This window comes from Streptomyces sp. NPDC057963 (genome assembly GCF_042887155.1).
In the GTDB taxonomy this organism is placed as follows: domain Bacteria; phylum Actinomycetota; class Actinomycetes; order Streptomycetales; family Streptomycetaceae; genus Streptomyces.
Window position 1 is genome coordinate 107,354 of record NZ_JBHVPX010000006.1, and the last position, 13,998, is coordinate 121,351.

10 protein-coding genes are annotated in these 13,998 nt (G+C 71.4%); 3 read left to right on the top strand and 7 right to left on the bottom strand.

Annotation, left to right across the window (positions count from 1 at the left end; all coding sequences use genetic code 11):
- Window positions 1–365: 365 nt before the first annotated feature.
- A complete protein-coding gene (locus ACFVT1_RS16070) occupies window positions 366–1,667 on the top strand; it encodes an MFS transporter (protein WP_389795630.1) in 1,302 nt (433 codons plus the stop codon).
- Between the two features lie 139 nt (window positions 1,668–1,806).
- On the opposite strand, the gene ACFVT1_RS16075 is transcribed toward ACFVT1_RS16070, so the two are convergent.
- Both ACFVT1_RS16075 and mfd read right to left on the bottom strand, forming a co-directional pair.
- Window positions 1,807–2,562, bottom strand: a complete 756-nt coding sequence (locus tag ACFVT1_RS16075) for a GntR family transcriptional regulator (RefSeq protein WP_389795631.1) — start codon at window positions 2,560–2,562, stop codon at window positions 1,807–1,809.
- A 306-nt stretch (window positions 2,563–2,868) separates the two neighbouring features.
- Window positions 2,869–6,399 carry a transcription-repair coupling factor gene (gene mfd, locus ACFVT1_RS16080; protein ID WP_389795632.1) on the bottom strand — a complete coding sequence of 1,177 codons (3,531 nt, stop codon included), beginning with the start codon at window positions 6,397–6,399 and terminating at the stop codon, window positions 2,869–2,871.
- A gap of 608 nt (window positions 6,400–7,007) precedes the next feature.
- Here mfd and ACFVT1_RS16085 point away from each other — a divergent pair.
- On the top strand, window positions 7,008–8,006 hold the full coding sequence (locus ACFVT1_RS16085; RefSeq protein ID WP_389796182.1) for a LuxR C-terminal-related transcriptional regulator: 999 nt from the start codon (window positions 7,008–7,010) through the stop codon (window positions 8,004–8,006).
- Between the two features lie 69 nt (window positions 8,007–8,075).
- On the opposite strand, the gene ACFVT1_RS16090 is transcribed toward ACFVT1_RS16085, so the two are convergent.
- Both ACFVT1_RS16090 and ACFVT1_RS16095 read right to left on the bottom strand, forming a co-directional pair.
- Window positions 8,076–8,369, bottom strand: coding sequence for a hypothetical protein (locus tag ACFVT1_RS16090; protein WP_389795634.1), 294 nt, complete (start codon window positions 8,367–8,369; stop codon window positions 8,076–8,078).
- Window positions 8,366–9,637 (bottom strand): amidohydrolase, encoded by a 1,272-nt coding sequence (locus ACFVT1_RS16095; protein WP_389795636.1) that lies wholly within the window; start codon window positions 9,635–9,637, stop codon window positions 8,366–8,368. The genes ACFVT1_RS16090 and ACFVT1_RS16095 overlap by 4 nt, the downstream gene beginning before the upstream one ends.
- Window positions 9,638–9,852: 215 nt before the next feature.
- On the opposite strand from ACFVT1_RS16095, the gene ACFVT1_RS16100 reads away from it, so the two are divergent.
- The gene (locus ACFVT1_RS16100; RefSeq protein WP_073790073.1) at window positions 9,853–10,029 is read left to right on the top strand and encodes a thiazolylpeptide-type bacteriocin; all 177 of its coding nucleotides are present in this window, start codon (window positions 9,853–9,855) and stop codon (window positions 10,027–10,029) included.
- Window positions 10,030–10,232: 203 nt separating this feature from the next.
- Here ACFVT1_RS16100 and ACFVT1_RS16105 read toward each other — a convergent pair whose 3' ends face one another.
- From ACFVT1_RS16105 to ACFVT1_RS16115, 3 genes are all read right to left on the bottom strand, one after another.
- Window positions 10,233–12,200: a TOMM precursor leader peptide-binding protein gene (locus ACFVT1_RS16105; RefSeq protein WP_389795638.1), complete on the bottom strand. Its 1,968-nt coding sequence runs from the start codon at window positions 12,198–12,200 to the stop codon at window positions 10,233–10,235.
- Window positions 12,197–12,952 carry an ABC transporter permease gene (locus ACFVT1_RS16110; protein WP_389795640.1) on the bottom strand — a complete coding sequence of 252 codons (756 nt, stop codon included), beginning with the start codon at window positions 12,950–12,952 and terminating at the stop codon, window positions 12,197–12,199. The genes ACFVT1_RS16105 and ACFVT1_RS16110 overlap by 4 nt, the downstream gene beginning before the upstream one ends.
- A 71-nt stretch (window positions 12,953–13,023) precedes the next feature.
- Window positions 13,024–13,983: an ABC transporter ATP-binding protein gene (locus ACFVT1_RS16115; protein ID WP_389795642.1), complete on the bottom strand. Its 960-nt coding sequence runs from the start codon at window positions 13,981–13,983 to the stop codon at window positions 13,024–13,026.
- Window positions 13,984–13,998 lie beyond the last annotated feature (15 nt).

Genomic DNA, 13,998 nt, shown 5'->3' on the forward strand with positions numbered 1-13,998 from the left:
TTACGTCGATGTATCATACATTCATGTATGTTTTGTCGCCGTCCTGGGCGCCTCGGCGCGGGCGGCGAAGGAGAGTACGGGCATTTCCCGAACAGGAAGAGCAAGGGCCCCGTCTCCGTCTCCGTCTCCCGGCAGGCTGAACGACCCTGACAGTCGCAAAGCTGCGAGAGGTCGAGGTCACTCACGGTGGTTCTCTTCGGAGGACGGGCAGAAATGATCAGCGGAGAGGCTCGTTCAGGCCATCGAGGAGTCTGTACCTGGCCGGAGTTGGAAGGCCGCACGCCTTCTTTGCGCTGGTCGGCAGTGTTGCCGTGCTGGCCTGATCAGAAGTCTGGCGAAGCGGCGGGGTCGTAGAGTCCACCGCCATGTCCCTCGACGTGAACCGGTCGCCGTTGTGGCGGAGCCGGCAGTTCGCCCTTCTTGCTTCCGCGCGCGCCATTTCGGTTCTGGGCAACGGCTTCGCCCGCGTGGCGCTGGCGTTCGCAGTGCTGGCTCTGCCGGGCTCCGGTCCGGGGCGGCTGTCGTTGGTCCTGGCTTGTCAGGCGGTACCGCAACTGGCTCTCATCCTGTTGGGGGGCGTGATCGCGGATCGGATGTCACGTTCCCGGCTGATGGCGATGGCCGATGTGGTCGGTGCTGCGGCATACGGCGGGTTGGCGGTCCTGGTACTGGCAGGCCATGCCCCGCTGCTGCTGATGTGCGTGCTGGCTGTGGCCGCGGGCACGGCTACGGCGCTGTTTGCTCCGGCGATGGACGGCGTGGTGCCCCTGGTGGTACCGGCCGAGCAGCTTCAGCAGGCCAACGGATTGCTGCGTGTGGGTACGAACATCTCGTTGCTGTTGGGCTTGGCCCTGTCGGGTGTGACGGTGGCTTGGCTGGGCGCCGGCTGGGCGCTGGCGTTGAATGCCCTCACATTCGTGATCAGTGCGGTGCTGACGTCATTGCTGGTGATCGGTGGACGTCCGCGGAAGCAGTCCTCCGGCTGGGCGGACCTGCGAGAGGGGTGGCGGGAGTTCTCCTCCCGGCAGTGGCTGTGGGCTGTGGTCTGCCAATACACCCTCGTTGTTGCCGCGTTGAACGCCAACGTCGGCGTGCTGGGTCCGCTGGCAGCCGAGCACCATCTTGGTGGCGCTCGCGCCTGGTCGGCGATCGTTGCCGCACAAGCCCTCGGAGCTGTCGCGGGCGCGGGCCTGGCGGCCAAGGTGCGGGTCGAACGGCCGGTCCTGGTGGCGGTTCTGGCCACATTGCCGTCAGCCGTGCCGATTGTGCTGTTGGGGCTCGGGGCTCCGGTGTGGCTGATCGCGGTGGCGATGTTCGGGTCGGGAGTGTCCTCCGATGTCTTCGGTGTGCTGTGGTCCTCCACGATTCAGCGGGAAGTACCGGAGGAGGCTCTGTCCAGGGTCAGCTCGTACGACTGGTTCGGTTCGCTCGCGTTCGCTCCGTTGGGCTTGCTGGTCGCGGGGCCGGCCGCCGATGCATGGGGTACGGACCGGATGCTGTTTGCTTGCGGCGCTCTGATTGTTGCGGCGACCTTGGGAGCGTTGCTGGTTCCGCAAGTGCGCACTCTTCGCGCCCCGGCGCGGGCTGGGCGGCCTACCGCGGTGAATCACTCAGTGATCCAGAAATCAGGAGGTTCGGAAACCATGGACGAGGAAGCGACAGGCTAGCTGTCGGACACAGCCGGCTGCCGACCCGCCGTGCTCCGGCGTTGCCGGTGTCCTCGTGCAGAGGTTCCGGACAGCCGAGACCGACGGACGGCTATCGGGTGCCAGGGGGCGGTTTCACATGCGTCGGCCGTGCCGGCTCTCACTCGCGCTCGGCCGTGAACTCGTACTGAAGCTCATACAGATGACCTGCCTTGACCATGACCGTCGCCTCGATCGGCCGCTCGTCGTCGCTGTAGACCACGCGCAGGGTACGGAGCACCGGCAGGTCACCGGGCAGCCGGAGTGCCTGGTACTGGTCCTGCGTGGGCACCCGCGCGGAGACCCGGTCCACGCTGAGCCGCGGCGGGTAGCCCAGCTCTGCCAGCAGAGTCGGGGTGCCGCCGGGGATCTTCCGGCGCTCCGTCATCGCCGTGCCACGGGCGATCTCCAGCGGGTAGTAGGACGCGACCAGCTCGACCGGTTCGTCGTCCATCACGAGAAGCTGGCGCCGCAGAAGTGCGGTGCCGGACTTCGGGAGCCGGAGCGCCTCGGCAATGTCTGCCGGCGGCTCGGCCTCGGCGGCCTCAAGGAGTGTGCTGTGCGCGCGGGAGCCGCTCTTGGCCGCTTCTGTCAGCCAGCGGTACGGCTCGCCCGAACCTGCCGGAGTCATGTACGAGGCCGGGCGCACGGTTCGCTGCCGGTGTTCGCGGACCGTCACCGCGGCGCCCGGCCTGCCGATCACCAACTGCTCGTCCTTGAGCAGTTGCAATGCCTTCTGCACGGTCGCGTTCGAGGCGTTGAACCGTTCCTTGAGGTGCACGGTGGACGGAAGGCCGGCACCCGGGGCGAGGTCGCCGCCCATGATCTGGTCTCTGAGGTCGGCCGCGATGCGCTCGTGCAGCGCAACCCGCCGCATCACACGGTAGGCGACTCAAGTGCGCCCCCCAGCGTAAATCTGGCTGCTTTTCGTGAATAGCAGTACAGCCACCATCACCTTACGGCCCGCGAGCAAGGCGGTGAACCACCGTGTCCCTGTCGCAGCAACGACACTTTCCCCGCAGGCGCACCTCCGTTGGTGCCTCACGCGGCTTCGGCGTCGATGATCACGTCGTCGGCAAGACCGTGCGGCTCGCCTTCAAGAGGCCCGTGGCTCCCCGGACGCCATGAAAGGGCCCGGCCCTGTCGGGTGTCCGACAGGGCCGGGGCAGGAAACGCTCAGGGACTACGACCCCAGGATCGTCGTGAGGAACTCCCCCGTCCACGCCAGCAGTTCACGGCCGACCACCGGCTTGCCGCCGATCCTGCCTGCGGTGGGGCGGGGGACCAGGATCTGGTGGACGGCCGGCTTGATGACCGTCTTCGGGTAGAGGCGCTTCAGACGGAGCTCCTGCGATTCGCGCAGCTCGACCGGGGCGAACCGGATGTTCGAGCCCTGGAGCACGATCTCGCCGACGCCGCAGGCGCGGGCCAGCATGCGCAGGCCCGCGACCAGGAGCAGGTTCTCGACCGGTTCGGGGAGCTTGCCGTAGCGGTCGGTGAGTTCCTCGCGGACCGCCCTGATGTCGTCCTCGGTGTTGGCGGAGGCGATGGCGCGGTACGCCTGGAGGCGCAGCCGCTCGCCGGGCGCGTAGTCGTGGGGGACGTGGGCGTCGACCGGGAGCTCGATCTTGACCTCCAGGGGCGGTTCCTCCTCCACGCCGCCTTCGAGGGAGGCCCGGTAGTCGGCGACCGCCTCGCCGACCATGCGTACGTAGAGGTCGAAGCCGACGCCCGCGATGTGGCCGGACTGTTCGCCGCCCAGGAGGTTTCCGGCGCCGCGGATTTCGAGGTCCTTCATCGCCACGTACATGCCCGCGCCCATCTCGGTGTGCTGGGCGATCGTGGCCAGGCGCTCGTGGGCCGTCTCGGTGAGGGGCTTCTCCGGGGGGTAGAGGAAGTACGCGTAACCGCGCTCGCGGCCACGGCCCACGCGGCCGCGCAGCTGGTGGAGCTGGGAGAGGCCGAAGTTGTCGCCGCGCTCCACGATCAGGGTGTTGGCGTTGGAGATGTCGATGCCGGACTCGACGATCGTCGTGGAGACCAGGACGTCGAACTTCTTCTCCCAGAAGTCCACCACCACTTGCTCCAGGGCCTGTTCGGACATCTGGCCGTGGGCGGTGGCGATCCTCGCCTCGGGGACGATCTCGCGCAGTCGCGCGGCGGCCCGGTCGATCGACTCGACGCGGTTGTGGATGTAGAACGCCTGGCCCTCGCGGAGCAGTTCACGGCGGATGGCCGCGCCGATCTGCTTCTCCTCGTAGGGGCCGACGAAGGTGAGGACCGGGTGGCGCTCCTCGGGCGGCGTGGTGATCGTCGACATCTCGCGGATGCCGGTCACGGCCATTTCGAGCGTACGGGGGATGGGCGTCGCGGACATGGTGAGGACGTCCACGTTGGCGCGGAGCTTCTTCAGCTGCTCCTTGTGCTCGACGCCGAAGCGCTGTTCCTCGTCGACGATGACCAGGCCCAGGTCCTTGAACCTCGTCTCGGAGGAGAAGAGGCGGTGGGTGCCGATGACCAGGTCGACGGAGCCTTCGCGGAGTCCTTCGAGGGTCGACTTGGACTCGGAATCGGACTGGAAGCGGCTGAGCGCCCGTACATTGACCGGGAATTGGGAGTAGCGCTCGGTGAACGTACCGTAGTGCTGCTGGACCAGGAGGGTCGTGGGGACGAGGACGGCGACCTGCTTGCCGTCCTGGACCGCCTTGAACGCCGCCCGCACGGCGATCTCCGTCTTGCCGTAGCCGACGTCGCCGCAGATCAGCCGGTCCATCGGGACGGACTTCTCCATGTCCTCCTTGACCTCGGCGATGGTGGAGAGCTGGTCGGGCGTCTCCGCGTACGGGAAGGCGTCCTCCAGCTCGCGCTGCCAGGGGGTGTCGGGGCCGAAGACATGGCCGGGCGCCGCCATCCGCGCCGAGTAGAGCTTGATCAGGTCGGCGGCGATCTCCTTGACCGCCTTCTTGGCGCGCGCCTTGGTCTTCGTCCAGTCGGCGCCGCCGAGCCGGTGCAGGGTGGGCGCCTCGCCGCCGACGTACTTGGTGACCTGTTCCAGCTGGTCGGTCGGGATGTAGAGGCGGTCGCCGGGCTGGCCCCGCTTGGCGGGGGCGTATTCGACCAGGAGGTACTCGCGGGTGGCGCCCTGCACGGTGCGCTGCACCATCTCGATGTAGCGGCCCACACCGTGCTGTTCGTGGACGATGTAGTCGCCGGTCTCCAGCGTCAGCGGGTCGATCGTCTTGCGGCGGCGGGCCGGCATCCGGCCCAGGTCCTTGGTGGCGGTGCGCTGGCCGGTCAGGTCCGTCTCGGTGAGGACGGCGAGCCCGAGCGCCGGATCGATGAAGCCCTGGTCGATCGCGCCGCAGGAGACGTGGACCAGCGACGGGGAGATCTCCGCCAGGTCGGGGTCCAGGCGGGCGGCGATGCCCTCGCCGCTCAGCACCTCGACGGTACGGGAGGCGAGCCCCTGGCCCTCGGTGACGTACACCGTGCGCCAGCCGTCGGCGATCCAGCCCTTGGTGTCGGCGAGCGCGCGGGCGGTGTCGCCCCGGTAGGACTCCGGAGCGTGCATCGCGAGCTTGAGGGTGTCCTCGTCGAGCTCGTCGTCCGCGGCGAACGGGGAGACCGACCACCACATCATCTCCAGCTCGCGGGCCCGGTCGCGGACGTCCGCGATGCCCCGCAGGGAGGCCGCGCCGACATCGATCGGGGCCTCGCCGCCACCGGCCGTCGCCGCCCAGGACGCCTGGAGGAACTCCTGGCTGGTGGCGACCAGGTCGGCCGCCCTGGTACGGACCCGTTCCGGGTCGCAGACCAGCGCCATCGAGCCCTTGGGCAGGACGTCGAGCAGCAGCTCCATGTCGTCGACGAGGACCGGGGCGAGGGACTCCATGCCCTCCACCGCGATCCCCTCGGCGATCTTGCCGAGCAGTTCGCCCAGCTCCGGGTGGAGCTCGGCGAGGGCGGCGGCCCGCTCGCGCACCTCGTCGGTCAGCAGCAGCTCACGGCAGGGCGGCGCCCACAGCCCGTGCTCGGCGATCTCCAGCGACCGCTGGTCGGCGATCTTGAAGTAGCGGATCTCCTCGACGTCGTCGCCCCAGAATTCCACCCGAAGGGGGTGCTCCTCGGTCGGCGGGAAGACGTCCAGGATGCCGCCGCGCACCGCGAATTCGCCGCGCTTCTCGACCAGTTCGACCCGGGAGTACGCGGCTGCCGCGAGCGCCTCGACCGTCTTGCCGAGGTCGGCGCTCTGTCCGATGCGCAGCGCCACGGGCTCCAGGTCGCCGAGCCCCTTGACCTGCGGCTGGAGCACGGAGCGGACCGGTGCGACGACGACCTTGACCGGGCCGGTCTCCGGGTCGTCCGTCCGCGGGTGCGCCAGGCGCCGCAGCACGGCGAGGCGGCGGCCCACGGTGTCGGAGCGGGGCGAGAGCCGCTCGTGCGGCAGGGTCTCCCAGGACGGGAACTCCGCGATCGTGTCCGGCGGCAGCAGGGTGCGCAGCGCGGCCGCCAGGTCTTCGGCCTCCCGGCCGGTCGCGGTGATGGCGAGCACGGTCCGCCCGGCCTCACGGGCCAGCGCGGCCACGGCGAAGGGGCGGGCGGCGGGCGGACCGACGAGGTCGACATGCATCCGGTGGCCGTCGGTGGCGGCCTTCACCGCTTCGGAGAGTGCCGGGTCACGTACGACGACATCCAGCAGACCGTGCAGGCTCATGAAGGGCTTCCGTCCGGGTAACGAGGGCGAGGTCTGGCAGCCGGCTGCTGCCAGGGGGCAACGCGAAGGACCCGACACGTCTCACGGGCCGGGGGTTCAAGCCTACGACTCCCCCGTGGCAGCCGCGTGCGCAATCGCCCCGCGGCGGACGGCGCGCGGCCCGATTCCGGCGGTGGACGGCGCATGGCCCGATTCCGACGAGGGGCGGCGCATGGCCCGATTCCGACGGTGGACGGCGCGGTACTGCCGGTCCGCCCGGGGCCGACCCACTGCCGGGACCGGTCCGGTTCCGGTCGGCACGGCCCGTCATACGTCCGGCACCGCCCGTCATACGTCCGGCACCGCCCGTCATACGTCCGGCACCGCCCGTCATACGTCCAGCGCCGCCCGTCGTGCGTGCGGCGCCGCTCGTCGCGGACCACGCACCGTTCATCTCCGTATCCCACACAGTTGTGTCCGGGATCGTCACAGAAACGGTCCCAGCGTCTACGCTTTGGCCGAAGATTCCACAGACAGTTGCACGGGCAGCGAGTACGGCAGCCGTCGACCAGCACTCAAGGGCGACCCCCGGAGGTGCGCGGCCGCGCATGGACCAGGCGGGGGCACACGTGGGCGACAACGAGATGTCCGTATTCGGGGTCTCGGAGGCCGAGGAAGAGATCTACCGGCACTTCCTGCGCAACCCCGGCACCGCCACCGACGACCTGCACCTCCTGCTGCACACCGACCCGCAGGTCGCCCGCTCGTGCGTCGACCGCCTCCAGGAGCTCGGGCTGCTCCATCCGGAAGGCCCCGACCAGCGCATTTTCCCGACGGACCCCGAGGTCGCGCTGGCCCGGCTGATCGATTTACGCCTGCACGCCCTCCACCAGGAGCTGCAGCGTGTCACCCGGTCCCGCCATGTCATCGACGGTCTACGCGCGGAGCAGGGTGCGCGAAGACCCCCTCCGCCGGGCATCGAGCAGCTGGAGGGGCTCGCCCAGATCCGCAACCGGATCGACGACCTCGCCTTCTTCGCCCGGGACGAGATCCTCTCCGTGGAGCCGTACACGAAGCTGTCGCCCGAGAACATCGCCCGCTCGCGCCCGCTGGATCTGCGCTGTCTGCGGCGCGGTGTGCGCATCCGGAACGTCGTCGCACAGGCCGCGCTGCGGGATCCGGCGACCGCCGCCTATCTGCGGGAGCTGGCCGCGCACGGGGCCTCGATCCGGGTGACGGCGCACACCGCCGAACGGCTGCTGGTGTACGACCGCAGAGCCGCGCTGGTCCCCCTGGACCCGCGCGACACCTCGCGCGGCGCGCTGCTCGCCCACCGCAGCGGTCTGGTCTCCAACATCATCGCCCTCTTCGAGAAGATCTGGGACCAGGCGGACGATCTCTCGCAGGCGAGCGGCGAGGACACCGGGACGGCGGACGACGGCCTGTCGGAGACCGAGCGGCGGGTGCTGGTGTCGATGTGCACCGTGGGCAAGGACGAGGCGGGCGCCCGGGAGCTGGGCGTCTCGGTGCGCACCTACCGGCGGTACGTCGCCGATCTGATGCAGAAGCTCTGCGCGGCGAGCCGCGCCCAGGCGGCGCTGCTGGCCCGGGAGCGCGGCTGGATCTGAGCGCGGTTCGCGGTCCCGGGCTCCTGGCGCGGGCCCGCCCGGACCGGCTACCGCATCGCTCCCGCGCCCTCACCGCTCCTCCGCCCAGCCCTCCAGTGCCCGGTCGGCGAGGGCACTGGAGACGGCACGGCGGACCGCCCGCCCGTCGACGGCAGGGGTCAGGGCGATGCGCAGGGCGATCCGGTCGGGGCCCACCGCTCGCGGCGTGCAGGCCCAGTGGGCGGGGAGCAGACTCAACAGGCGTACGACGGTGGTCTCGCCGGTCGGGGCGGCGCCGTCCCGGCGGACGGCGACCACATCGACATGGCCCGGGGCGTGCACGGCCTCCGGCCCGGGGGCGGCCTCCCTGTCGGGGCGGGTCACGGCGTGCCCCCTTCCGGGGCCAGCACCTGTCCGGCGGCCGAGGCCATCGCCGCGATCCCGGCGGGCAGGGCGGTACGCACGTCCGGGGCGAACTCCGGCGCGTGGTTGGGCGGTACGCGCGGCCCGCCGCCCCGGGCGGCACGCCACTGCCGTACCCCGGTCACGCCGAGCATCCAGTACACCGTCGCCACGCCCCCGGAGCCGAACGCCGAGAAGTCCTCGGTCGCCGTGAGGGGACCGCAGTCCGCCACCCGCTCCGGGCCGAACAGCGCCTCGTGGGCCCCGCGTACGGACGCGGTGGCGGCGGCGTCGGTCAGCAGGGCGGGCGAACGCGCGGTGACGGCGAAGTCCGGTTCCCGCGGGCAGCCGGACGCCGCGCTCTCGGCCGTCACGATCCGCAGCGCGGCGGCCGTCATCCGGTCGAGCACCGGCTCGGACAACGCCCTCAGGCACAGGGCCAGTTCGGCCGTCTCCGGGATGACGTTGCCGCGTTCCCCGGCCCGCAGCATTCCGACGCTCAGCACCGCCTGCTCGGCCGGCGCGGTCTCCCGCGAGACGACGGACTGGAGCCGCAGGACGGTGGCCGCCGCCGCCAGGACCGGATCGACGGCGAGGTGCGGGGTACCGGCGTGACCGCCGCGGCCGTAGAGGGTGACGTCCACCGCCGCGCTGGCCGCCATCAGCGGGATGCGGAAGTCCACGGCGTGCGCGAGGGTGCCGGCGGGCGCGGGCGAGCTGTGCTGGGCGAGGACCGCGTCCGGAGTGCCGAACCGCTCGTACAGCCCGTCCGCCAGCATGTCCCGCGCCCCGGTCAGCGTCTCCTCGGCGGGCTGGCCCACCACCAGGACGGTGCCGCTCCATCCGGAGCGCGTCCGGGAGAGTTCGGCCACCGCTCCGGCGACCGCGGCGAGATGGAGGTCGTGGCCGCAGGCGTGCATCACGCCGGGCACGGTGCTCGCGTAGGCGAGGCCGGTGCGCTCCGTGACCGGGAGCGCGTCGAGTTCGGTGCGGAGCATGACGGTCGGACCGGCTCCGTTGCGCAGGACGCCCACGAGTCCGTGGCCGCCGCCGACCTTGCGGGTGACCGTGCAGCCGCTCGCCTCCAGCCGGGCGGCGAACCGGTCGGCGGTGCGCCGCTCCGTCCCGGAGAGCTCCGGGTGGGCATGCACGTCGAGGTACAGCTCGACCGCGGGACGCAGCACCGCGCGCGGGACGGCCGGGGGCGGCACCGGCGGCGGGGGTTCGGGTGGGGTGGGGTTCTCCTTCATGTCATCTCACCTCGTTCCGCTGGGGCGGGTGGGGTCCGGTCCATGAGCCTGCGCCGTACCGGCTTCAGGAATTCGGCGTTCCGCTGTCATGGGGTGCCAGCGATCTGACAGCGGAAGCGCGGCCGATCTGACAGCGGCTCCCGCTGCAATGGCAACGACGCAGGGGAACAGCGCCGGACTCGCCGGCCGGTCCCCACGACCCAAGGGAGAACACCATGGCCCCCAAGACCGAGCTCGCCACCCTCGCCGACGAGATCCTGGAGCTGGAGTCGGAGACCTTCGAGATCTCGGACTACTCGGACGCGGCGGAGGTCGTACTCGCCGGTTCGACGTCCTGCTCCTCGACGTCGACCTGCTCCAGCACCACCAGCACCACCTCCTGCTGCGCCTGACCCGGTCGCACCTCGCGCAGGTCCACAAGCCCTCTTCGCGGAACGCACGCGAAGGGGGCTCGCGGGCGTCGCACCCGCATCGGCCCCGCCCGCGTCCGGCCCATCCACATCCATCGCGCCCGCGTCCGCCCCGTCCACGTCCGTCGCACTCACATCCGTCCCGCCCTCGTCCGCCGCTCCCACGTCCGTCATCTCGGCGCCGGTCACGGAAACGGGTGCGGGACGCGCTTGATCGCGGACTCCGGGAGATCGCCGTCCCGCCGCCCCGCCGCCCGCAGCGCGGTCCGCAGCCGGGGCATCAGCAGGGCGCGCTGCCGGGTCCAGCCGAAGTCCAGCGGCAGAAAGCCGGGGACGACGGTGGCGACGGTGTGCAGGCCCATCCGGCGCTGCTCGGGAGTGGTCTGGTCGACCGCGATGACGTCGTGCCCGGCGGCGGCGAGCTGGCCGCACAGCAGGTTCAGGTCGTCCAGCAGGTCTCCGGTGCGGGGACGCCGCGGCTCCCAGTCGCCGAAGGTGCCGGCCAGCGGGTGAACGGCGACGGGCTCCAGGTACTCCTTGGCGTGCTCGGTCATCGCGGGCAGCCCGTAGAGCTGGGCATGGTCCTTCAGCTGCCGCACGAGGGTGAAGTCCTGGGCCATGGCGGCGAGTTCGCCGTGGCGCTCGGCAACCTGGTAGGGCAGGTGGGGAATGTACGTGAGGACTTCGGACAGGGCGGACTCGACGGTGCTCTCCGGGTCGAATCCCGCGGCGGCGGCGAACGACAGCGTCCCGTACCCGCCGTCCCTGCGCACCGCGAGGGCCGTGACGACGGGGACGGCCAGATCCATCCGGGTGTCGAAGGCATGGACGTCGTAGCCGTGCAGCTCGGCCCGGTCGATCATCGTGCGGACGGCCGGGGAGCGGCAGGTCCCGAGATCGATCGCGGCGAGGGGCGCACGGCCGTACCAGGCCAGGAGAAAGGCGTCCCGCTCGATGATTTCGAGGAGTCCGAAGAGGATCGCCTCCTCCAGACTGCCGCCGGTGGCGCAGCCGTTGGAGCACTCGAAGACGAAGTTGTCGGCCTCGACCCCGGCGCTGTAGTGGGCGAGCCTGGCGGGCACCAGGACGGGCCGGTCGTCGCGCAGGGAGTGGCCCCACACCCAGGGGATGGGGCGGTCCGGGTCGAACGGGGACACCATGGGGTCGCTCGCGTAGGTCTCGGGGGCGTAGAGACCGCAGTCGGCGGGATCGAGCGCCCGGTCGGCCAGCTGGGTGTAGGAGCCGACGACGGGCGAGGTGCCGCGTCTGCGCGTGGTGCCCGCGTACCGCTCCAGGCCCTCCAGGTGGGCGAGGACGCGGCTGGTGTCGTAGCTGTTGGCCTGGCCGCTCCAGGTGACGTCGTTGAGGCCGGCGTAGCCGCGTACGAAATGGGTGCCGGCGACCGGTGCCGTGGTGGTGGACGTCGGATTGATCCAGATGTCGGAGCCCAGGGTGCCGCACACCGGGTTGGCGAGGGCCGCGGTCGGCAGGGGGTAGGAGGCGAGGGGGCGCAGCCGGTAGCCGTCCGGGTCCGGTTTGGGTGTGGGGCGCAGGACCATGCGGGCCGATACGGCGGTGTCGGGGACCTCCTGGACGCAGGAGGGGCACAGGGGTTCCGGCAGGAGCGGGAACGTCGCGGTGGCGAGGGTCACCAGGTCGATCCGGGTGACCCGGGGCAGGGCGCGGTCGGCGGGGGTCGCGTCCGGGGTGTCGTGGCCGCCGCCCAGTGCGGCGCGGTGGACGGCCCAGACGGCGTCGACCGCGTAGTCGGTGAGGACCGGCCAGTCGACGGCGCCGTGCGGCGCGCCGCCGAGCTCCAGGGCCTCGCGCTCCGAGCGGCTGCGCAGCCGCTGCCAGCGCATGGCCAGGCACTGACCGCAGGCCGCGGCGCCGGGCCCGCCGCCCCAGGGACCGATGAGCACGGCGCGGGACGTGAGCTGGACGTTGGCGGCGGGCCGGATTCCGGCGTACGGGTCGGGGCGGCCGAAGCCGAGGGTGTCGGCCGCGCCCAGGGGGACGACGAGCGGGGCCGGAAGTCCCGCCGGTGCGGACAGCCTGCGGTACCGGAGGGTCAGTTCGTGCTGGAGGCCGGCGCGGGCGGCTTCCAGCGGGCTCTCGCCGCGTACGGGCGGGTCGGCGGTGGCGGTCGTCATGATTTGTCGCTCCAGCGGAAGGTCTTGAGCGCGATCGCGCAGAGGACGAGGGCGAAGCCGGCGAGCACCGCGCAGGACAGGCCGATGTCCGCGGTGGTGCCGTCGCCGGTCAGGGCTCCGGAGATCCCGTCGTTGAGGTAGCGCAGCGGCAGTACCCGGGAGAGGTTCTGCATCCAGGCCGGCATGGCGTCCAGTGGAAAGAACGAACCGGACAGGAAGGCCATGGGGATCATCAGGCAGTTGGCCACGGCGGCGACGGCTTCGGGCGTCTTCGCGTAGCTGCCGACGATCACGCCCAGCGCGAGGAACGCGGTGATGCCGATGACCAGCACGGGCAGGGCGAGCGGCCAGCGGCCGTCCAGCCGGAGGCCGAACGAGGGCAGCAGGGCCACGGCGACGAAGAGCGCGGCCTGTACCGCCCCGATGCCCAGCGCCAGGACGTAGCGGGAGGCGAGGACGGCGGAGACCGGCGTCGGGGTCATCCGGATGAGGCGCAGGATGTCGTCGCGCCGCCACTGCATGAGGACGAATCCGACTCCGAACACGGCCGCGTTGCCGACGCCCCACGACAGGACGCCGGGGGCGATGTAGTTGATGTACGGCTTGCCGCTCTCCTCGACCGTCTGCCCGTGGAAGATCAGTCCGAAGACCACCAGGAAGATGAGCGGGAAGGCGAAGGTGAAGAAGAGGGTGGTCTTGTCGCGCGTGTAGGCCCGGTATCCGGCCTGGCTCAGCGCCGCGTATGCGCTCATCGGGGGGTGTCTCCGTATCGCTGCTGGGTGCGAGGGTGGTGGGGCTGCGGGCGTGGGGGTGGTCCGGCCCTTTACGGCTGGGGGGCTCCGGTGAGCGTCAGGTACACGTCTTCGAGGCTCGCGGTGCGCGTCTGCACGCCCTGGAGTCCGGCCAGGGCATCGACGGCGGCCAGCACCCTGCCCGATTCGAGGGTTTCCAGCACGAGCGCGTCCGGCTCCTCGGTGACGTTGTCGACGCCCTCGATGGCCCGTGCCTGGTCGGCGGTCAGGCGGCCGGCGGGTACCAGCAGCCTGGTGCTGGGACCGGCCGCGGCGATCAGGCGGGCGGGGCTGTCGAGGGCGGCGACGGAGCCGCCGACCATGATGGCGACGCGGTCGCAGAGCGCCTCCGCCTCGTCGAGGTGGTGGGTGGTGTAGATGATGGTGCGGCCCGCGCCCTTGAGGTCGCGCAGCACCTGCCACAGGGTCCGGCGGGCCTGCGGGTCGAGGGCCGCGGTCGGCTCGTCCAGGAAGATCAGTTCGGGTTCGTGGACGAGTGCGGAGGCGATGGCGAGCCGCTGGCGCTGGCCGCCGGAGAGGTCGTCCACCCGGGTGTCGCCCTGCTCCGTGAGGCCGACGGAGTCCAGCGCGCGTTCGGCCGCGGCACGGTCCGTCCGGTAGAGGGCGGCCATGGTGCGCAGGTGCTCGCGGGCGGTGAGACGGACGAAGAACGCCGAGGTCTGGGTCTGCACGCCGAGTCGGGGCAGCAGGGCCGCGTTGCGCGGCCAGGGGCTGGTGCCGAGGACGGTCACGGTCCCGGAGTCGGCCCTGCGCTGCCCCTCCATGATCTCCACCAGGGTGGTCTTGCCCGCCCCGTTGGGGCCGAGCAGCCCGAAGAACTCGCCGCGCGGCACGGTGAGGGACACCCCGTCGACGGCATGCGTGTCGCCGTACCGCTTGTGGACGTCGTCGAGTACGACGGCGGCCGGCGGGGGGCCGCCGTCCGGGCCGGCCTGGTTCCCCGGGGAGGCGGACGGGGCGGTGGGGGTCATGGACTTCTCCTTGCG